Raw genomic sequence first — 19499 nt, forward strand, 5'->3', positions numbered from 1 at the left:
ACCCTCTCACCCCACGCGCATCACCGTTCCGAAGCAAGATTCCGCTGCGCCACACCCGGGCCGCCGCCCCGATAGCCAGCCATCTTTTTTCTCGAGATGGTCCGGTGTCCAGGACCGCGTAGCGGCCGGCGTAGCCGGCGGCCGAAGGCCGTCCTTGACTCCGGGGCATGTCGAGAACACCCTCGAAGAAGGGTCGGCGGCCCACGCCAGCCTCCGGGCGAGACGTTCCCGGCAGGGAGGTCTCGACAGGCTCGACCACCGGAGGCCGGTGGTTCCGGCAGGGAGGTCTCGACAAGCTCGACCACCGGGGACAGGGAGGTCTCGACAAGCTCGACCACCGGAGACAGGGAGGTCTCGACAAGCTCGACCACCGGAGACAGAGGGTCTCGACAAGCTCGACCACCGGAAGCTACGGTGTTGGCCTCGACACGCCTCCGCCCAGCGGCTCCGGCGACTCGACCAGCGGGGATGAGGTCTCGACCAGCGGGGATGTGGTCTCGACAAGCCAGCCCCCGGGAGCGAGAAGGTCTCGACCAACTCGACCCCCGGGGAGGAACACAGCTCACCCCAGAGCAAGTGCCCGAAGCCGCTCCAGCGACCCGTTGAACGTGTTCTGATCCAACGGCGAAGAGGTGTACTGCCAGAAGGTGTAGTACCCCCACCCAGCTGGCAGAGTCCCCGGCGTAGAGGCGTACCGAGCGATCCACAACGGATGAGCAGCCGAGAACTGCGAGGTGTTGCCGGTGCAGGTCGTCCACCAGTCGGTGGTCGTGTAGATGACCGCATCGCGGCCGGTGCGGGCGCGGTAGCGGCTCAGGAAGGCCGAGATCCACGAGCGCATCGAGGCCTGGGAGAGGCCGTAGCAGGTGCCACCGCCGTAGGGGTTGTACTCGATGTCGAGCACCCCGGGCAGGGTCTTGCCGTCGGCCGACCAACCACCGCCGTTGTTGACGAAGTAGTCGGCCTGGGCGGCGCCGCCGGAGTCGGACGGGTTGGCGAAGTGGTACGCGCCGCGGATGAACCCCTGGTTGTAGGAGCCGTTGTACTGCTGCGGGAAGTAGGTGCTGTTGCGGTAGTAGGTGCCCTCGGTCGCCTTGATGTAGGCGAACCGTTTGCCCTGGCCCCACCAGTAGGCCCAGTCGACATTGCCCTGGTGACCAGAGACATCCATGCCGCTCACCGTCGCCTGCGCGGTGATCGGGGTGTCGCTGGGGGAACCACCCTCGGCGTGCGAGCCGGGCGTCGACCAGCCGACGTACGCCCCGTGCTTCAACGTGACGCCGTGGGACCTCGCCTTCTGCGTGAGATGGCGGTCGTCCTTGTCGGCAGCGACGGCGGACTGGATCGGAGAGAGGGAGATGGCAAGGAGGAGACCGGCGGCTACGGCGGTCACTCTCATGGATCTGCGGCGCGAAGGACTCATGGGGGCAGGCCTTTCCCGAGGAGGAGAGTGCATCGACAGACATCAGCCCGAACGAAGTGTCCGGCCACAACATGGTCCCGCAACCAATGTCCCCCGGTGGCTATTTTCCGGTAAGCAAGTTACTCAACCGAACGGTTGACGAACTACGGGCCTCCGCCTACGCTCTTTATCAACCAAATGGTTGAGGAATAGCAGGAGATGAGCGGCGCATGAGCGAGGACAGACTGTCCCGAGTCTTTGCGGCACTGGCCGACCCCACCCGGCGCGACCTCGTCGCCCGGCTTGCGTCGGCCGACGCGACGGTCGGCGAGCTGGCGGCACCCTACGACGTCAGCCTCCAGGCGGTCTCCAAACACCTCAAGGTGCTCGAGGAGGCGGGCTTGGTCAGCCGCGAGTCGCGCCGTGCCCCGGTACGTCTGGAAGCAGAGGTGTTCGACCTCATGACCAAGTGGATCGACCGATACCAACAGCAGGCCGAGGAGCGTTACCAGCGCTTGGACGCGCTCCTCGAGGAGATGCAGGAAAGCACCCCATCCAGAGAATCAGCCCGAGAACAGGACGCATCATGACCACCACGAAGCAGGAGACCACGATCGAGGCCTCCAAGGAGACCCCGACGATCACCATCGTCCGCGAGTTCGACGCACCCTGCGAGCTCGTCTTCCGAGCCCACGCCGAGAAGGAGCTGTACGCCAAGTGGCTCGGCCCGCGCGACGTCGGAATGCAGATCACCCAGTGGGACTTCCGCACCGGCGGATCCTGGGCCTACTCCGCCGAGCGTGACGGTGACGAGTTCACCCAGTTCTTCGGCAGCTTCCACGAGGTGCGCGAGAACGAGCGCATCGTCCAGACCTTCACCTGGCGCGGCGCGCCCGACGGCGCCTCGCTGGAGTACCTCACCTTCGAGCCGCTCCCCGGCGGCCGCACCCGGCTGACCGGACTCAGCGTCGTGGAGTCCTTCGAGACCCAGGCCGCGATCATGTCCAGCGGCATGGACACGGGTGTGACCCAGGGTTACGAGCAGCTGGACGACCTCCTCGGTGAGCTGTCATGAGTCCCGCCGAGCAGCATGCGTACGACGCGGCCCGGTTCGCCGAGATCGTCGACTCCGTCCGATCCGCCGAGGACTGGTCCCGCCCCAGCCCGGTCGCGGCCTGGACCGCGCTGGACGTGATCACGCACCTGGTCGAATGGTCGCGAGGGTTCCTGCAGGGGTCGGCCGGCGTGGAGCTGGCGCCGCTCGAGGTCGCGGCCGACCCGGCCGCCGCCTGGAAGACCCATACCGCCGACGTACAGGCCCTCTTCGACGACCCCGCCGACCGGACCATCTCCAACCCCCATATGGGCGAAAAGCCGCTCGACGTGGCGCTCTCGGAGATCTACACCCCCGACATCTGGATGCACTCCTGGGACCTGGCTCGTGCCCTCGGCCGCGACTTCGACCTCGGCGCCGAGCGTGCCGCCGCGATGCTCGTCGGCGCGGCCGCGATAGAGGACGGCATGCGCGCCTCCGGCCAATTCGGCCCCCGGGTTGAGGTCCCGGCCGGCGCCACTCCTCAGGAGCAACTCCTCGGCTTCATCGGCCGGGATCCCACCTGGCAGGGCTGAGTCCTTCACCCATGGATAGGTGCCCCACACTCCGGAGCGTGGGGCACCTACTCGCGCTTGGGGATTCTTCAGATGATTGGGGCATCGACATCACGCGACCGACCCCTTATCGTTTCGCAATAACATCGTTTCTCGATAAGGAGCCGTCATGGCGAAGGGATCCCCCACCCCGCTCCCGAGGGACCCGTTCGAACCGCTTGAGCGGACCATCAACGCGATCTTCTGGATCATGATCGCGATCTGCGCGATGCTCCTGATCGCGCTGTTCTTCCTCCCCATCGCCAGCCCCCACTCGTCGGTCTCAGTCCTCGGATTCAACGGCGACCACCCGTGTGTCTCGACGGACAACCTGATCATCGGCGACCCCCAGCCGGGTGTCGAGAACCCGCCCGAGGACACGCGCGTACGCCCCGGCACCCAGTTGTCGCCCAGCGGCACCAGCTTCTGTGTCGACGACCCGACTCCGACGCAGAGGTTCGCCGCAGCGCTTGGTCAGCCATTCGGCCTCGTCTACGTCCTCGGCACGTGTCTGCTGATCCGCCACATGATCCGCGCCGCTCGCGAAGACGGTCTCTTCGCGGCACGACCGATCCGGTGGCTCGGCCGGCTCGGCTTGTTCCTGGTCGCGATGTCGATCCTCGTCCCGGCCGCCACGGCGCTCGGGAACGGCATCTTCATCGCCTCGGTGACCACCGACGAGCTCGGCCAGACCTGGCACTCCCAGCTGGCCGCAAATTTCCCGCTGGACGTGACACTTCTGGTCGTCGGTCTCGGCGTGATCACCTTCGCCCGCATCATGACGCACGCGGCCCGCCTCCAGGAGGAATCGGACCTAACCGTATGAGCGACGACCCAGCGCACCGCGTCACCATCCACCTCGACGAGCTCCTCCACGAACGCGGCATGACTCTCACCGAGCTCGCCGACCGCATCGGGATCACGCTCGCCAACGCGTCGATCCTCAAGAACGGCCGAGCGCGGGCGATCCGGTTCTCGACGCTCACCGCGATCTGCGACGTACTCGACTGTCAGCCCGGCGACATCCTCCGGGTCGAGGGGCGCTGAGTCAGGAGAGCGTCAGGTAGCCCACACCGTCGGAGAAACGGCACTGATAGTTGAGCACGATCGCTTCTTCGCCGGGCGGCAGCAGAATCGAGGCCGCCCGCGAGCCGAGATCCTGCGACAGCTGCCCGCCAGACTGCCCGCCCTCGCAGCGCGCGGCCACGTGGCAGGGTCGGTCGGCGGGGATCTCGAACGCCACCTGGCCCCAGTAGACCCAGTAGTCACGACCGTCGATGGAGACGATCGGCGGCATCTTGGGGAGATACTCGGCCTTGGCCGTGCTGCTCATGAACAGCGTCAGCAGGCGTTTCGGCCCTTGGTGGACATCGACGTACGGCACCACGCTCGGCCACTGCTGCTCTTCGGTCACGAGCACACCTTGCCATGACCGGTCCCGGACCTGGGCTCAGGAACGAGCGAGGGCGCGGATGGCGTTGTCGAGGGCGCGCCGGTCCCGACGGGAGACGACCGCCTCGACCACCTCGATGCCGCCGTTCGGGGAGCCGAGGGCGGCCTCGAGCTCGGGCACGGACCTGACTGCGAGGTGCGGGATGCGGTGGGCGGCGCAGAGCGACTCCAGCGAGGTCCCGTGCGGGGTGCCGAAGAGGCGTTCGAAGCTGTCCACGTAGTCGTCGGCGCCCTGTTCGAGCGAGGCGAAGATCGAGCCGCCGTCGTCGTTGGCGACCACGATGGTGAGGTCGGGGCGGACCTCCTCGGGACCGAGCAGGAGGCCGCCGGCATCGTGCAGGAAGGTGACGTCACCCATCAGCGCGAGCGCGCGCGTGGACGACTCGCGGCCTGCGGCGGCACCGATCGCCGTGGAGACGATGCCGTCGATGCCTGCCAGGCCACGGTTGGCCAGCACCTTCCGTCGACCGCCGACCCGGTTGGGTCGCATCATCAGGTCCAGGTCGCGTACGGGATTGGAGGGGCCGAGCATCAGCAGGCCACCGTCGGGGAGAGCGCGGGCGACAGAGGCAGCGACGTCGTACGCCGTCATCTCCAGCTGCTCGTGGAGCAGCCGGTCCACCTGGCGACTGATGGCGCGATCGGCCTCCTGCCACTCCTCCAGCCACGCCGGATCGGGCTCGCCCTCGACGTGAAGTCTGTTGCGGATCGTGCGGTCGACCCGGAACGGGCGCGCGGGCCAGACCCCGTCGACCGGAGCCGCGATAATCTCGACGTCGCCACGTGCGAGCAGGTCGGTGACCGGTCGGGAGAGGGTCGGGTGGCCGTAGACGACGACCCGCTCGACCCGTTCGGCGAGCGGTGACTCGAGCAGCAGCCGGTAGGAGCGCAGGGCGTTGGCGCCCGTGCGGGCGCCCGAGGAGGGCTCGGCGAGCAGCGGCCAGCCGCCGTCCTGGGCGAGGACTCGAGACGGCGGGCCGGCGTCGTCACCGGCGACGACTACCGTGCGCGGCGTGCCAGGTCCGGTCGGGATCGACTCGTGGATCATCAGCTGCGGGCGTACCGGCACCGGACGCACCTCGACCTCCGGCGGCTCCCACCGGTCGGGTGGGGTCAGCGGGACGTCGAGCTGGACGTTCCAGTGGACGGGGCCGCGGGAGTCGTCGAGCGCGGCCAGGTCGGCCTCGGCGGGCGCCTCGGCCAGGTCGAGCGTGTCCACGAGCCGGCCGAAGATGCCGACATGGTCGGTGACCTGGTTGGCGCCGGTCTCACGGAGTCGCGCCGGGCGGTCGGCCGTGACGACGACCAGCGGGACGCCCGCATGAGCGGCCTCGAGCACCGACGGGTGCAGGTTGGCGACCGCGGTGCCGGAGGTGCACATCACCGCCGCCCGCGAGCCGACCTTGGTGAGGCCGAGCGCGAAGAAGCCGGCGGACCGCTCATCGATCCGGGTGTGCAGGCGCGCCAGCCCCGCTCGGGCCGCGTCGAAGACGGCGAACGACAGCGGCGCGTTGCGTGATCCCGGTGCGATCACGATGTCGGTGACCCGCGCCTCGAGGAGCGCGGTGACGACCGCGCGGGCCTGCTCAGTAGCCGTAGCCACCTGCCCTCCCTTCGTCGACCTGACCGCTCACGGAGCCAATTATCTGCGCGGGTGCCGGGCGACGCCGGGTGGCCCCCGGGGGATGACCCCTCACCGGAGCGTCTCCCGGTGGGCGAGGACGTCCGCCAGCCGCCGCTGCCAGAACTCCGTACGCTCCGGGGCGGCCCGCAGCGTCGGGTCAGCGATCAGGCGCTCAGGGACCGGTGAGGTGGGGAGCACCGGAAGGAACCCACCCGATGGAAGGAGCCGGATGGCGGCGATGTCCTCGGTGAACATCGAGACCGTGCCGAGCCCGCAGGCGTAGGGAAGCTCCGGCAGCGCCGCCGCGAGCGCGACCCCCGCCGCCATGCCGACCGAGGTCTCCAGCGCCGAGGAGACCACGCACGGCAGCCCGATGTCCTCGGCGATCCGCAGGCAGGCGCGTACGCCGCCCAGGGGCTGCACCTTCAGCACGGCCACGTCGGCAGCCTGGAGGTCGCGTACGCGGTAGGGGTCCGCCGCCCGCCGGATCGACTCGTCGGCGGCGATCGGGACCTCCACCTTGCGGCGTACCTCGGCGAGCTCCTCGACCGTGGGGCAGGGCTGCTCGACGTACTCCAGACCACCGGCGGCGCTGTCCAACACCCTGATCGAGACGATCGCCTCCTCGACCGCCCAGAGCCCGTTGACGTCGATCCGCAGCCTGCCGGCCGGGCCGAGGGCGTCCCGGACCGCCTCGACGCGGGCGATGTCGTCGGCCAGGCTCTGCCCCGGGTCGGCGACCTTCACCTTCGCGGTCGCGCATCCGGAGCGGGTCACGATCTCGTGGGCGCGCTCCGGCCCGACGGCCGGAACCGTCGCGTTGACGGGCACGGTCTCACGGACGGGCGTGGGCCAGTCCCCCGCGGCCGCCTCCTCGGCGCAGCGCAGCCAGGGCTCGATCTCGGGAGTGTCGTAGTCGAGGAACGGCGACCACTCGGCCCATCCCCCGGCGCCTTCGAAGACGAGGCCCTCGCGCTCGGTGATCCCGCGGAACCGGGTGGTCATCGGGAGCGAGAAGACGTGCAGCTGCTCGGTCATCGGGCCGCCTCGTTGGTCGCGACCAGCGCGAGCAGGGCCTGCCGGTCGGGTTTTCCGTTGTCGAGCAGCGGGATCTCGTCGAGCGTGACGATCTCCCGCGGGGCCCAGGAGCGGGGGTGCTCCGCGGCGACCCATTCCCGGGCGACGGTGGCGTCGATGTCGCCGACCACGAAGACGACCAGCCGCTGACCCCACTCCTCGTCGGGCGTGCCGAGGGCCTCCGCGGCTGTGACCGCCGGGTGCTCGCGAAGCCTTCTGGCGACGAGCGCCGCCGGCACCTTCACCCCGCCGGTGATCACCATGTCGTCGACCCGGCCAAGGATCCGGAGCCGACCGTCCTCGTCCAGGGTGCCTGCGTCGGAGGTGAGGAACCAGCCGTCCACCAGGGTGTTCGCGGTCTGTTCGGGGTCGTCCTGGTAGCCGTCGAAGAGCGTCGGGCCGCTGATCCGGACCCTGCCGTCGGTGCCGATCGCGATCCCGACCCCGTCCAGCGGCATCGCGTCGTAGACGCAGCCACCGCAGGTCTCCGCAGAGCCGTAGGTGGCGACGATGTGGACGCCGGACTCCTCGGCGCGGGCACGCAACGAAGTGTCGATCGGGCCGCCGCCGAGCAGCAACGTGTGGAACCCTGCCAGCGCGGCGAGGTCGTCGCCGCCCGACTCGAGGATCCGGTGCAGCTGGGTAGGGACCATCGAGACGAAGCTCGGCCCGGCCGCCATCGCCGCCGCGGCGTCGGCGAAGGACCCATGGGCCGCGGCGATCACCGGCTCGTGTCCGGCCAACAGCGACCTGGCGATCACGTTGGCCCCGGCGACGTACGAGTCAGGGAGCATCAGCAGCCACTGCCCGCTCGCCCCGATGCGGCGCGACGACGCCGCTGCGGACGCCTTCACGGCCTCCCGTGACAGCATCACCCGCTTGGGCGTGCCCGTCGATCCCGAGGTCTCCACGACCCAGTGCTCCGGGCCGCCTCCGCGGAGCCATCCAGCCATCGCAGCGACGGTGCTCTGAGCCCGTTCCACCGCGTCGTTCATGAGGCAAACGCTATCCCCTGCCGGGTGGGGGTTAGCGGTGGGCCGGTGAGCCCGCAGGGCTGTAACACGCTGTTCGTAGGTCTATCCGGTCGTTATAACGGGCGAGTAGTCCTACGAACGACGTGTTACACGTGGCGCAGGCGCCGCTACTGCCCGCGGATCCTGTAGTCGGCGACCAGGCCGTGGTGGTCGGACTCCAGCCTGAACGTGGCGTGGCGAGTGGCGGCGGTGGTGGACCTCGACCCGAGGAGCCAGTCGATGGTGCCACCGCCGTCGTGGGTCGCCCAGCCCTGCGGGGGCGCGCCGAGGGTCTCGAAGGAGGAGGTCATCCCGGCCTTGGTCATCAGCGGCTTCGGCCCCCACGGGTCCCCGTCGCCACCGCTGCGGGGGTAGGGAGAGTTGAGGTCTCCGGCGACGAGCACAGGGCCGTACTTCTGCAGCCCCTGCGCCAGCCCGGCGAGCTTCGCGAAGCCGCGCTGGGCCTCGTCCTTACGTGCCTGGGGGCTCTTGGCGGGCGATGTCATCGTGTGGGTCGAGATGACCGAGATACGGCCGGAGCCGTCGCTGCTCGCCAGGACCACCCAGGTGGCGTACCGGTTGTCGTTCTTGGCGCCCGTGACCGGCTTGGTGAGCTGGACAACACCCTTGTCGACCGCCACCCAACGGTCGGTCCGCCACATGACGACAGGGCTGAGGGCCTGGCTGCGGGCGCCGTACTCGTCCGCCGACGCGCGGTAGGAGCCGTAGCCGCGCACCGAGATGTCCGAGACCGAGCGTGACTGGGCCTCGTTCAGGGAGACGAAGTCGGGCCCGTGCTTCAAGACCCTCGCCAGGTCGTTGCGGTATCTCGAGCGGGACATCGAGACCTTGATGTTGGCCTGCGCGATGCGCACCTGGGGGCCGGAGACGGCCGCCGGGGCGGCGGCGGGCTGGCCCGCGCCGCGCGGTCCTACGCCGGGCAGTCCCGCGACCTGCTGGGTCGCCTCGAGGGTCTTGCCGATGTTCTTCTTCAGCCACGCCGCCGGGTCGACCTGGTCCTGCAGGTAGCCACCACCGTGCGGGTGCACCTCGAAGTGGAGGTGGCAGCCGGTCGAGTTGCCCTCGCTGCCGACCTGTCCGATGACCTGTCCGGCCTTCACCCGCTGGCCGGGACCGACCGAGAGCGACTGCATGTGGCCGTACCACGTGGTCAGGTTGCCCGGCGCCGTCTGCACCTTCACCAGCCAGCGGCCCGACCAGCCCCAGCCGCCGCCGGACTCGATCACGATGGTGCCGCCGTGGGCAGCCTGCACGGGCGTGCCGCACGGCGAGGAGTAGTCGTTGCCGGTGTGCATGTTGGCCCAGTTGGAGCCGCCGTTGCCGTAGTTGTTGTTGTCGAGCGCGAGGCCGGCCTGGATGGGACGTACGACGGAGGTGCTGATCCCGGCCATGCCGATCGTGCAGGACACGTCGGTCGCGGTGGCCGTCAGGTCGGCGGCCGAGACCCCGTCGGCCAGCGCAGCGACGAGGGCGCGCGCCTCGTCCTCGTGCTGGGCGTACGCGAGCGGGAAGGCGGACCGCTGCACCGCCTGGGCCGCCGCGGTGACCTGCATCTTGCGCCAGCCCGCGATGTCCAAGAGACCGGTGTTGCCCGTGTGGGCGGCCACGCCGTAGAACGCCTGGGCGGACTTGACCGGGTTCATGATGTCGGCGACCGAACCCCAGCCGGAGATCGGACGCTGCTGGAACAGGCCCACCGAGTCGCGGTCACCGTAGTCGATGTTGCGCAGGGTGCTCTCCTGCATCGCGGTCGCGAGGGCGATCACCCAGCCGTACGCCGGGACGCCGGCCTGCTTGCCGACGGCCACGATCGTGCGGGCGTTCTGGACCTGCTCGGTGGTGAACCCCGAGACGCTGCCCTCCGCCTCCTCACCGTCGACGCCGACCCCGCCGCCGGTGGGGATCGCGTTGGTCCCGCCGATACATCCCGACTCGGCCTGGTCCTGGTTGCTCTGCTCCGTGCTCGCCAGGCCCCCGATCAGGATCACCAAGGCACCCGTGATCACCAGGACCAGCGTGACCGCAGCGGCCACGAGCCCCCAGATCAGACGTGCTTTGGCGATCAGCATGGCAGGCACGGGCTAACCTCCCGGGAGGATGTTGGCGACGTACCAGACGTTGCCGATCAGGGTCAGGTAGACGATGACCTTCGGACCGTCGGTGGCGACCTCGACACGAGCCTCGGAGTCGTTCTGCTCCAGCACCTTCGGCGGGCCGACGACCTTCGTGGCCGGCACCGTGGCGGGATCGGTGGGGCCCAGCGCCTGGGCCAGCGACTCGTCAGGGTTGGCAGCGTTGATCCCGGCCCACCACTGTTCGCTGGTCAGGTCGGGGCGCGCCCAGGCGGTGACGAACTTGGTCGCGGCGGCGCCCGGGTCCGGCACCGGCGCGACGGACGCACCGGCGGATCCGCTGGCGCCCGCCGAGGCCGAGGCGGAGGCGCCGCGTTCCGGCTGGGCGGCCGGCTCCGCGTCGGGGGCGTCGCTCCATTGGGCGATGGCCCAGATGACGAAGACGATGCCGACAGCCACCGAGAAGAACCGGAACGGCGACCTCATGGGCCACCTGAGCAGCGGGGCGATGACCTCCCACAGCACACCCCGCGTCGTTGTCGACCGCACTACCGGGACCCTCCTTCACTTGGCCGCCAGCTTGAACCGTTGTCGACGGGCACCGAGCGGTTCCCGTTCGGCGAGTAGATGACGAAGACCGGGTTGCCGTCCGAGTCGTAGTCCACGTTGGCCTCCGCCACGGGAGACTGTCGTGGCGGCTCCGGCTCGCGGTCGGCGTAGGAACCGGAGGTGTAGTCGACGGGGCTCGGCGCCTCGGGGCGGTCCTGGGTGTAGACCTTCCCGGCGCGGCCACGGGGCGCCTCGTCGCGGGAGGGCGGCTCGTCGCGCTCGGCGGAGCGCGAGTCCATCCACTGGGTGGCCACCTGCTCGCCGTCCCTGTCGCCGGCCGAGGACCCCAGGGCGTACGCCGCTGGGACGCTCGCGCTCGACCCGGCACCCAGCGCTCCGGCGGCCGTCATCGGCGCCTGGCCCGGCACCTGTTGGGCGACCATCGTCGGTCGGCTGCCGGTCAGCTCGTGACCTGGCATGTAGACCCCGCCCGGGCTCGAGACGGACCCGGTCCCGCCGGCGGCGGGCTGCACGTCGGAGGTCGCGTCGCGGACCCCGGCCTCGGTGCCCGTCCGGGCACCGACGTACGAGGACAGCATCGAGCTCAGTCGGCCCATGCCCGGGATCGGGATCCCGTACGCAGCAGGGCGGGTGAGTCGCCAGGCCAGCACGGTCAGCACCGCGATCAGCCCCAGCTTGAGTACGAACCACATGTCGGTGGTCAGGATCGCCGAGTCGAACCGCAGCAGGAGCAGCGCGACCAGGAAGTAGATCGGGCCCATCACCAACGGGCCCACCACCCGCTTGAGCATCGCCACTGCCGCATCTCGGGTGTGATCGAGCATGAACAACACCCCGGCTGCCGGCGCGAACGGCACGATCAATCTGATCAGCGCGAACGAGAGCAGGATCGCCAACCCCGCGACCAGCAAGAACCCGCACACCACCACGACCACCGCGAGGTTCACCAACGCCGTCGTCGCCCGCTGGGACCAGTGCTCGCCCTTGAAGTACTCATACGCCACCGGATCGGACTTCTTGACCGCCTCGGCGTGCTTCTTGAACGCGTCCTGCTTGGCCTCCAAGACCTTCTTGCCGTCCCCGTTGGGGTCCTCGCGATAGGTGTCGTACTCCTGCCAGGAGAAGTGCGTGGACCGGAACACCCGCGGCCCGTACGTCTTCGCCGTGGCCGAGTCCGGGTCGCCGAACGCGCCCGCCAACCAGGTGCGGTACTGCGTCGAGCGCACCACGTCGTCCATCTGGCTGTCGATGGCCTTGACCGCGTCGGTCTCGCCGAACTTGTCGTCGTTGACCCCCGGCACCGTCCGGCCGTCGTTGAACCCGGTCGCGATCATCCCCGTCGCCGACCGCACACCGTCGTCGACCAGCCGGGTCGACTCCACCGGATACTGGATCAACCACGAGGTCACCACCAGCACGCCCAGAGCCCAGCCCGCCGCGGTCACCGCCCGCGAGAACCGGCCATCCCGCGCACGGATCATCACCGTCGCCGCCACCAGCAGCAGCACGACGCTCACCCACGGCGCCCACACCCCGTCGGTGACCGCCTTGGACGCCGCCACGATCGGACCGTCGAGAGTCTTGAGGAAAGAGTTCTCCCCGATCACCGCGTTCAACAGCGCATGAGACCAGTTCGGCAGGATCCCGGAGATCTCCAGCAGGATGTTGCCCAGCGAGGTGCCGGCCCCGGCGATGAACTGCCCGGTACACCCGTTGTCATAGGTCCACCACTGCGGCGAGGTCCCGTACGCCGACTCCAGCGAGACCTCGTCCTTGTTGCGGAACGGGTCCAGCTCGTCGTCGATCTTCTTCGGGTCGTTCAGCTCCGTGCCCGCCCTCGACGCCGCCCCCAACGCCGTCATCCGCACGATGAAGCTGCCGTCCCCGTACGGGGAAGCCGGCATCGGAGCATCCAGGTTGTTGCACGCATCGCTCACACCCGAGAGCCCACCCGTCGGGTCGAACGGGATCGGGATGTCGATCCCCTTCGGCCCCGCAGCCGCCGGCCCGGCGACCGACAGAAGGGCAACCACGAGTACGACGAAGGCAGCCGCCCTACGGCGCCACCCGCCCTCGCTGGTCGAGCCGGATTCGTGAGGAACGAACGAATCCGTGTCGAGACCAACACGGTCCCCTCGGCGCTCGACAGGACTGTGTTGGTCTCGACACGCTCGGCCGCAGGCGGCCTCCCGGCTCGACCGACGATTGGCAGGCGGCATCAGCCGGTCTCTTCCCGGGAGGGATCGGCCGGCCCGCCGCTGATGGCCCGGCTGACGCGGCGCGTGGGGTCGGCGGTGGTGTTGAGCGCCTCCTGCAGACCCGGGTGGTGGTTGAGGGTGACCTTGATGATCTCCATACCGCCGTGGCCGGTGTCGCCACCGAGGCCGTCACGGTAGATGAACTCCCGGTAGCCCAGCTGCTCGTCGCCACGCCTGGTGCGCGGCGAGAGCCGCGCCAGGATCGACTCATAACCCAGACCCTCGGGCTTGCCGAGGAGCTTGAGCGCGTCACGCTGGGCGGTCTCGTCCTGCGTACGTCCCACGAAGGCTGCCCCGACGAAGTTGTTGATGTCGGAGCCCAGGATCGCGGAGGCGTTCTGGGTGGAGACCAGCGCGGCACAGTTGTTCTTGCGGGAGTCGCTGGAGAGCTTGTGTACGAGGGCACGGCCCGTGCCTCCCGAGGCCTGGGTGACCTCGTGAGCCTCGTCCAGCGCGAACAGCTTCCGATCGTTGGGGTCGCTGCGGTAGATCAGGTGCAGCGCGGACCAGGCCGCGAGGGTCATGATCGGGCGCGCCATCTGCTCCTCGGCGCTCCACTCCTCGCGAGAGACGTGCTCGGGCGGGGTGTTGAGGCCCTTGAGGTTGTAGAAGGTGAACGGTGTGCCCTTCAGCTCCTCGTCGGACTGGAGGAAGTCGTTGCCGAAGAAGAGGCGGCCGAGCTCGCGCTCGCGGGCGGCAGCGAGCTCGCGAGCGATCTCGTGGTCGCCGTTGTCGCCCTCGAAGAGCATCCTCACGATCGTCGAGGTGTCGGCGCCGCGGTCGGCCGGCGCCTCCATGACGCGGGCGCGGATGCGCTTGAGCACCTCTTCGTTGTTGGACAACCCGACCGGGAGGCAGGAGCGGAGCACGGAGACGGTCAGGTCGCGGCGCTGCTGCACGGCGGCCGACCGCTCCCGGTGGAGCCGCTCGGCGAACTCGTGGTCCGACATCGCCTCGGCCCGGATCAGCTCCGGATTGGGGTCGGGCACTACCGCGTACGGCGAGAGCGACCCTGGTCGGCCGCCCAGGACGTCCACGCTGCGGGCGCGCGATCGCAGCTGCTGACCGTTGAACAGGCCGCCGCCGATCTCGGGCAGCGTCATCAGCCGCTGCAGTCGGCCTGCCGGGTCCATCGCAACACCGTGGATGCCGGACAGGATCGACATGTAGATGACGACACCCATCAGGGTCGACTTGCCCGAACCGGGCGTGCCGATGAGCGGGATCAGGCCGGCCTGCTCCATGACCTCGGTCAGGTACCACGGGTCCATCAGCACGGCTCGCGACGCCATCGCCGAGGTCTCGCCGAGATAGAAGCCACGCTTGTCGCCGACCTCCGCGGTCACCGCGGGGAGCCCGGCAGCGACCTTGAGCACCGGGAACTTCCGGGCGTGGGCGGTGGAGGCGAGCGGCTCGCCCGGCACGAACTCGCGAGCCAGGTGGTATTGCCCCAGCTGGCGGGTGATCTTGATCTGCGGCCGGTAGAGGTCGACCACCTTCTGCGCCTTGTCGAGCGCCTCGGACTCGGTGCGGCCGGTGACGGCGATCCGGTACCAGCCCCGGGTGCGGGTGGACAGGCCCGTGAACTCCGAGCGCATCTCGTCCTCGACGTCGGCGGCGCGCCCCGCCTGGCGGGTGAGCTGCTTGGGAGGCCGCTTGCCGTGGTCGTCGGACCAGTGGCTGACCTGGCCGTCGATGCGGCGGGTCAGGGAGGCCATCTCGCGGGAGACGTCCTCCGGCGAGCGAGGCTCGACCCGGAAGGACCACTCGACCGGGAAGCCGAGCGCGTCTGTCTTCGCCATCCACGGCGCGTGGGTCTCCGGAACCTCGATGTCGCCGATCCGCGAAACCGTCAGCACGCACACGTGGCTCGTCTCCTGGCGGCCTCCGATGCTGCTGGTGACCTGCACGGTCGGCGCCAACGGCTCGGCCGACCACGCCACCGACTCGAACCACTCGGCCATGTCGTCGGTGTCTAGGAAGTTCTGCTGGGCCTCGCCCGGCTCGGGAACGGGGATCTTGGCACCCAGCGAGAGCGAACGGGCGATCATCCACTCCATGTCGTGGCCGACCGCCGGGCGTGCCGAGAAACCCGGTCGCGACATCACCCGGTTGACCGTGTCGAGGCGCTCGCTGATCGCGGCCATCTCACGCTCGGCGGCTCCCGCGGAGAACTTCGCCAGCGTCCTCACCGTCGCGTCGCGACGGCCGAGGTCGACGCCGTAGTAGACGAGCTTGTCGGCCTGGCTGTGGGCGGCCATGTGGGCCTGGTTGCGCGCCATCATCTCCTCGAACCCGGGCTGCGGGTCGGGAGCGTTCGCGAACGCGGCATGCGCCCAGTGACGTACGGGATAGGGGCGGGTGGTGACTCGGCCGTGGACGGTGTTGCCGACCAGGTCTGCCAGCTGGCTGGCCTGGTCGGTGATCAGCGCCTCGAGGTCGGCGTGGGCACGGAAGGACCAGGTCTGTGGCTCGGCGAGATACCAGGCGATGATGCGGTCGCCGGTGAAGGTCAGGTGACCACGCACCTCCTCCAACGCCCACTTGTCCCCTCGGGGCTGATGGACGCCCTTCGAGTCGTCGCCGCCCCGGCCGAAGACGCTCTTGCGTCCCGGCTTGGGCTTCTCGAAGCCAGGCCCGTAGGCCCGCTCCGTTCGCGGCCGCCTCATGCGGTTCCTCCGTCGTTGGGTGCGTCGCCGTCGAGGCGCTTGCGGTGGTCGTCCGTGCTCTGCGGGCGCTTGTCGGGCGACGCCTGCTCTTCCTGAGTGTCCCTGGGTCGGGTGCGGCCCGTGGGTTCATCGCCGAACTCGTCGAACCCTGGCTCCGGCGCGATCACCACGGCCGGCCTGATCGCGTGCGACAGCGACAGTCGGGCGGGCTTCTGCACGGGGTTCGGGGCCGACTCCTTGGACTCCTTCGACCTCTGGGCCGGCGGCGGAGGCGGAGGCGGGGCTGAAGGCGGGGCAGAGCGCGGGGCCGGCCTAGCCGGCTGCGGCGTGACCGGCGGCGTCACGGGCGGGCCGGGCTGCGCAGCGCGGGCAGCGTCCGGGGCCGGCGCCCGGGGCGTAGGAGCGGCCGGCGTGCTCGGCCGGGCGGCCTCTGCCGGTTCAGCGGCCCTTGTCGACTCAGCCGCCGTCGGCTCGGCGGCCTGTGCTGACTCGGCGGCCTGTGCTGGCTCAGGGGGTGGCTGCGGGGGCGTGGCGGCCTGCGTCTGCTCCTGCCGGGCCTGCCACGGCGCGCCACCCTTCCACGGCACGTCGCGGGGCTCTCGCGGCGACGAGGACGGCCGGCTCGACCAGCCACCCTTCGCCGGTCGTACGCCGGTGACCTGCTGCCGCGCCGAGGACTGGGCCTCGGGCTGAACCCTGAGCTTTGCCGGGAGCGGCTCCTCGACGATCTTCGCCTCGATCACCGGTCGCACCGGTGCGGCCTTGCCGCGCACTGGTCGCGACGGGGCGCCTGGGGCCGAGGCGACGACGGTCGCCTGCAGCAGTCGAGGCGAGGCGGGGGCACCGGGCTGCTGCGCGAACCGGCGACCGGGTCGGCGCATGGCCTTCGCCCAGCCACCCCGCGGGCTCGTCACATGTCTGAAGGCGACCGCTGCGCCTCCTGCGTACTGTGCGCCCGTCTCCAGACGCGGCGTGGTCAGCTCGTGCCAGAAGGTCATCAGCCAGGCGCCGGCGGAGCTCTCCGCGCTGATGTAGTCGGAGGCCTTCATCGAGAGGTAGGAGGCGCCGAGCAGCCACAGGCCCATGCTGAGCAGCGTCACCGGCATGCCGAGCTTGCGCAGCAGCACAAGCGTCACTGGTGCGATCACCAGGAAGAGGAAGATGGTTCGATAGCGCATCTCCCCGATGTAGCGACGAGGAGGACCGAGATAGGTCTGGTCGACCTCGTACAGCTCGTCGTCGTCAGGCAGCCTCATCCCCGAGATCCCTCCCTGGGTTAGCTAACGGGACCGGGTTCACCCCTTGAAGAGACCAGCCATCCACTGACCGAGGTCCGTGGCGTTGTTGCCCACGGCCAGGCCGAGGACGCCGAGACCGATGATCAGGCCGCCGACGATCGTGACGGCCTTCGAGATGTTGCCGCTGCGGGCAGCCCACAGGACCGTGACGCCGAGGATCAGGACGACAAGCGTGATGATGTTGTCGGTGATCCATTCGGCCAGGCCGCCGGTGCCATACTCGGCGGCTTGCGTCGTACTCTGAATCAGCTGGTGCGGTGCCATTGTTCTGCTCCCTTTCCCGAGGTGAGGTGTGGTTGCCGGACACGTCCGGAAGTATTCGGTTGTCCCGTCCGGCGCAGCCCCATGCGGCACCGGTGGGTGGAGGCGCCCCTGCCCCTCCCGCGCACTGACGCAAACTCCCGGGCATCGGCATTCTGGACAAACGCCACCGCCATGTGAGACGAGCGTAGTCCTCAGACCGCCTCTGCGCACCTCGTTCCACCTGACGACACGTACCCATGGTGCGCGCAGAGGGCATGCGTCTCCCCCGCTTTGCTCCAGTTCATGCCACCCACCGGACCGCTGGGCGACACGCCGTCCCGCTCAGTGGTCTCCTTGACCGTATTCTTGCGGGGGGAGCCCTACTTCGGGGAATCTATATCCCGGTGCATCCTCGCGAATTTCGCGCGCTTGCGTCCGGGTTCGCGAATTCACATCAATTTCAATCGGATTTCTCGGGAGGACGAGCTCACATGGACAAGAAGAAGATCTTCATCGTCATCGGCGTTCTGTTCGTCGGATTCTGGCTGTTCACCGATCCGCAAGGGCTGACCAGCACGATCTCGGCCATCGCCAGCGGCATCTGGGGCGTCACCACCGACGTCTTCGGCGGCGTGATCGGCACCATCGAGGGCTCTACTCGCTGACCTCGGCCGCGACCTACGCCGACGTACGAGCGTCGGCGCGATGGACTCCTTTTTCTTCGCCGCCCGGTTTGGGGACCGATCGGCAGGGATAACTGTTTGACGTCGGACCAGGCGATGACAAGACTGCGCTTGTCTCGATGTCAAGATAGTTTGGAGTCGCCTTGCCCGCTGGCCTCACCCGGTTGAGGGACAAGGTCCTCTCAGACGACCCGCTCATCCGGGCGATGTCGTACCAGTCGGTGCTGTCGGCCTTCGCCGAAGGCACCTTTCTCACCGGCTCGGCGGTCTTCTTCACCCAGATCGTCGGCCTCTCCGCCGCACAGGTCGGCCTCGGTCTCACGATCGCGGGCGTCGCTACCTTCTTGTTCGCCGTCCCCCTGGGCCGACTCGCGGATCGTCTGGGAACCCGGTTCAGCTGGATCGCGGGTGCCATCCTCCAGGCGCTGCTGTTCGGCGCCTGGGTGCTGGTCGGCAACTTCGCTGCGTACGTCGCCGTCGAGGTGCTCCTCGCTCTCGCCTCCTCCTGGCAGAAGTCAGGCCGCGACGCTTACCGGATCTCGGTCTTCCCCGCGGCGACCCGGGTGCGCTCGTTCGCCTACATGCGCGCTGCCCGCAACGTCGGGTACACGCTCGGCGCACTGGCCAGCGGCCTCGCCCTGGCGGCCGACTCCAACACCCTGATCAAGGCCGTCCCGCTGCTGACCGCGGTGGTGCTCATGGTCAACGCCTACTGGATCTCCCGGCTCCCCCGCCTCGCCGCTGCTGCCTCGCCCGGCGACCTGAAGAGGGACGTACGCGACCGCCTCGGCGCACTGCGCAACCGCGCGTTCCTCGCCACGACGTTCTTCAACGGGGTCCTCGGCAGCCACCAGATCCTGCTCAACGTCGTCATCCCGCTGTGGCTGGTGCAAGAGACCGACGCGCCACGGGTCCTGCTGGCCTGGCTGTTCGGCACGAACACCGTCATGGCGGTCGGGCTGCAGGTGATCGCGGCCCGTGGAGTGACCGACGTGACGACGTCGCTGAAGGCACAGCGCCGAGGCGCGTTCTGCTTCCTCCTCTCCTGCGCCATCATCGCGGTCACCCACGACACCGTCGGCCTGATCACGATCACCCTGGTCTGGGTCGGCCACGTGACCGTCACCGGCGCCGAGCTCTTCCAGTCCGCCGGCGAATGGGGCCTGATCGCCGACCTCTCCGACCCCGAGCACCGCGGCGACTACCAGGGCGCCGCCCAGGTCGGCTACACCCTCGGCACCGTGTGGGCCCCCGCCGCGTACACGTTCCTGGCGATGGAGCTCGGCCACCTCGGCTGGGCCATCATCGCGGGGATCATCGTCATCGCCACGATCGGCGTCCACCCCTCCGCCCGCGCCGCCGAGCGCTACCTGGCCAGGCGCGCTCAGCCTGTCGCTCCGGGCGGGCCCGTTCCGGTGTAACACGTCGTTCGTAGGACTACTCGCCCGTTATAACGACCGGATAGACCTA

At 69.4% G+C, this 19499-nt stretch carries 18 protein-coding genes; 7 read left to right on the plus strand and 11 right to left on the minus strand.

Annotated elements, in window-relative coordinates; translation table 11 throughout:
- Window positions 1-562 precede the first annotated feature (562 nt).
- Window positions 563-1393 (minus strand): GH25 family lysozyme, encoded by an 831-nt coding sequence (locus tag ABZZ22_RS24495; protein ID WP_354937276.1) that lies wholly within the window; start codon window positions 1391-1393, stop codon window positions 563-565.
- Between the two features lie 239 nt (window positions 1394-1632).
- Between ABZZ22_RS24495 and ABZZ22_RS24500 the strand changes: the two genes are divergently transcribed.
- The 5 genes from ABZZ22_RS24500 to ABZZ22_RS24520 all read left to right on the plus strand — a co-directional run bounded on the left by ABZZ22_RS24500 (window position 1633) and on the right by ABZZ22_RS24520 (window position 4096).
- On the plus strand, window positions 1633-1992 hold the full coding sequence (locus tag ABZZ22_RS24500) for a metalloregulator ArsR/SmtB family transcription factor (protein ID WP_354937279.1): 360 nt from the start codon (window positions 1633-1635) through the stop codon (window positions 1990-1992).
- Window positions 1989-2477: an SRPBCC family protein gene (locus tag ABZZ22_RS24505; protein ID WP_354937282.1), complete on the plus strand. Its 489-nt coding sequence runs from the start codon at window positions 1989-1991 to the stop codon at window positions 2475-2477. The genes ABZZ22_RS24500 and ABZZ22_RS24505 overlap by 4 nt, the downstream gene beginning before the upstream one ends.
- Window positions 2474-3031 (plus strand): TIGR03086 family metal-binding protein, encoded by a 558-nt coding sequence (locus ABZZ22_RS24510; RefSeq protein ID WP_354937285.1) that lies wholly within the window; start codon window positions 2474-2476, stop codon window positions 3029-3031. The genes ABZZ22_RS24505 and ABZZ22_RS24510 overlap by 4 nt, the downstream gene beginning before the upstream one ends.
- A gap of 148 nt (window positions 3032-3179) precedes the next feature.
- Complete coding sequence (locus tag ABZZ22_RS24515) at window positions 3180-3875, plus strand: DUF2975 domain-containing protein (RefSeq protein ID WP_354937288.1); 696 nt, start codon at window positions 3180-3182, stop codon at window positions 3873-3875.
- Window positions 3872-4096 (plus strand): helix-turn-helix transcriptional regulator, encoded by a 225-nt coding sequence (locus ABZZ22_RS24520; RefSeq protein ID WP_354937291.1) that lies wholly within the window; start codon window positions 3872-3874, stop codon window positions 4094-4096. The genes ABZZ22_RS24515 and ABZZ22_RS24520 overlap by 4 nt, the downstream gene beginning before the upstream one ends.
- Before the next feature lies 1 nt (window position 4097).
- On the opposite strand, the gene ABZZ22_RS24525 is transcribed toward ABZZ22_RS24520, so the two are convergent.
- From ABZZ22_RS24525 to ABZZ22_RS24570, 10 genes are all read right to left on the minus strand, one after another.
- Window positions 4098-4463: a hypothetical protein gene (locus ABZZ22_RS24525; protein WP_354937294.1), complete on the minus strand. Its 366-nt coding sequence runs from the start codon at window positions 4461-4463 to the stop codon at window positions 4098-4100.
- Between the two features lie 36 nt (window positions 4464-4499).
- Window positions 4500-6104: a 2-succinyl-5-enolpyruvyl-6-hydroxy-3-cyclohexene-1-carboxylic-acid synthase gene (menD, locus tag ABZZ22_RS24530; RefSeq protein ID WP_354937297.1), complete on the minus strand. Its 1605-nt coding sequence runs from the start codon at window positions 6102-6104 to the stop codon at window positions 4500-4502.
- 90 nt (window positions 6105-6194) lie between these two features.
- Window positions 6195-7163, minus strand: coding sequence for an o-succinylbenzoate synthase (locus ABZZ22_RS24535; protein ID WP_354937300.1), 969 nt, complete (start codon window positions 7161-7163; stop codon window positions 6195-6197).
- Window positions 7160-8197 (minus strand): AMP-binding protein, encoded by a 1038-nt coding sequence (locus ABZZ22_RS24540; protein ID WP_354937302.1) that lies wholly within the window; start codon window positions 8195-8197, stop codon window positions 7160-7162. Before ABZZ22_RS24540 ends, ABZZ22_RS24535 begins: the two co-directional genes overlap by 4 nt.
- Before the next feature lie 146 nt (window positions 8198-8343).
- Window positions 8344-10305 carry a peptidoglycan DD-metalloendopeptidase family protein gene (locus ABZZ22_RS24545; RefSeq protein WP_354937321.1) on the minus strand — a complete coding sequence of 654 codons (1962 nt, stop codon included), beginning with the start codon at window positions 10303-10305 and terminating at the stop codon, window positions 8344-8346.
- 12 nt (window positions 10306-10317) lie between these two features.
- On the minus strand, window positions 10318-10794 hold the full coding sequence (locus ABZZ22_RS24550; protein ID WP_354937305.1) for a hypothetical protein: 477 nt from the start codon (window positions 10792-10794) through the stop codon (window positions 10318-10320).
- Window positions 10795-10856: 62 nt separating this feature from the next.
- Window positions 10857-12911, minus strand: a complete 2055-nt coding sequence (locus ABZZ22_RS24555) for a hypothetical protein (RefSeq protein ID WP_354937308.1) — start codon at window positions 12909-12911, stop codon at window positions 10857-10859.
- 185 nt (window positions 12912-13096) lie between these two features.
- Window positions 13097-15805, minus strand: a complete 2709-nt coding sequence (locus ABZZ22_RS24560; RefSeq protein WP_354937311.1) for an ATP-binding protein — start codon at window positions 15803-15805, stop codon at window positions 13097-13099.
- Window positions 15802-17061: a hypothetical protein gene (locus ABZZ22_RS24565; protein WP_354937314.1), complete on the minus strand. Its 1260-nt coding sequence runs from the start codon at window positions 17059-17061 to the stop codon at window positions 15802-15804. Before ABZZ22_RS24565 ends, ABZZ22_RS24560 begins: the two co-directional genes overlap by 4 nt.
- Before the next feature lie 39 nt (window positions 17062-17100).
- Window positions 17101-17367 (minus strand): hypothetical protein, encoded by a 267-nt coding sequence (locus ABZZ22_RS24570; protein ID WP_091043078.1) that lies wholly within the window; start codon window positions 17365-17367, stop codon window positions 17101-17103.
- A gap of 470 nt (window positions 17368-17837) precedes the next feature.
- Between ABZZ22_RS24570 and ABZZ22_RS24575 the strand changes: the two genes are divergently transcribed.
- Entirely contained in the window at window positions 17838-18011 is a 174-nt protein-coding gene (locus tag ABZZ22_RS24575) for a hypothetical protein (protein ID WP_292644641.1), read from the plus strand.
- A 161-nt stretch (window positions 18012-18172) separates the two neighbouring features.
- Complete coding sequence (locus ABZZ22_RS24580; RefSeq protein WP_354937318.1) at window positions 18173-19450, plus strand: MFS transporter; 1278 nt, start codon at window positions 18173-18175, stop codon at window positions 19448-19450.
- The last annotated feature ends 49 nt before the right edge of the window (window positions 19451-19499 follow it).

It is taken from the genome of Nocardioides sp. NPDC006273 (genome assembly GCF_040613495.1).
Taxonomy (GTDB): domain Bacteria; phylum Actinomycetota; class Actinomycetes; order Propionibacteriales; family Nocardioidaceae; genus Nocardioides.

Excerpts from the sequence above, each read along its gene's own strand:
- ABZZ22_RS24520 (WP_354937291.1), top strand. The coding sequence starts at position 3,872 with ATGAGCGACGACCCAGCGCACCGCGTCACCATCCACCTCGACGAGCTC.
- ABZZ22_RS24560 (WP_354937311.1), bottom strand. The coding sequence starts at position 15,805 with ATGAGGCGGCCGCGAACGGAGCGGGCCTACGGGCCTGGCTTCGAGAAG.
- ABZZ22_RS24510 (WP_354937285.1), top strand. The coding sequence starts at position 2,474 with ATGAGTCCCGCCGAGCAGCATGCGTACGACGCGGCCCGGTTCGCCGAG.
- ABZZ22_RS24500 (WP_354937279.1), top strand. The coding sequence starts at position 1,633 with ATGAGCGAGGACAGACTGTCCCGAGTCTTTGCGGCACTGGCCGACCCC.
- ABZZ22_RS24505 (WP_354937282.1), top strand. The coding sequence starts at position 1,989 with ATGACCACCACGAAGCAGGAGACCACGATCGAGGCCTCCAAGGAGACC.
- ABZZ22_RS24565 (WP_354937314.1), bottom strand. The coding sequence starts at position 17,061 with ATGAGGCTGCCTGACGACGACGAGCTGTACGAGGTCGACCAGACCTAT.
- ABZZ22_RS24575 (WP_292644641.1), top strand. The coding sequence starts at position 17,838 with ATGGACAAGAAGAAGATCTTCATCGTCATCGGCGTTCTGTTCGTCGGA.
- ABZZ22_RS24570 (WP_091043078.1), bottom strand. The coding sequence starts at position 17,367 with ATGGCACCGCACCAGCTGATTCAGAGTACGACGCAAGCCGCCGAGTAT.
- ABZZ22_RS24540 (WP_354937302.1), bottom strand. The coding sequence starts at position 8,197 with ATGAACGACGCGGTGGAACGGGCTCAGAGCACCGTCGCTGCGATGGCT.
- ABZZ22_RS24550 (WP_354937305.1), bottom strand. The coding sequence starts at position 10,794 with ATGAGGTCGCCGTTCCGGTTCTTCTCGGTGGCTGTCGGCATCGTCTTC.
- ABZZ22_RS24515 (WP_354937288.1), top strand. The coding sequence starts at position 3,180 with ATGGCGAAGGGATCCCCCACCCCGCTCCCGAGGGACCCGTTCGAACCG.
- ABZZ22_RS24545 (WP_354937321.1), bottom strand. The coding sequence starts at position 10,305 with ATGCTGATCGCCAAAGCACGTCTGATCTGGGGGCTCGTGGCCGCTGCG.
- ABZZ22_RS24535 (WP_354937300.1), bottom strand. The coding sequence starts at position 7,163 with ATGACCGAGCAGCTGCACGTCTTCTCGCTCCCGATGACCACCCGGTTC.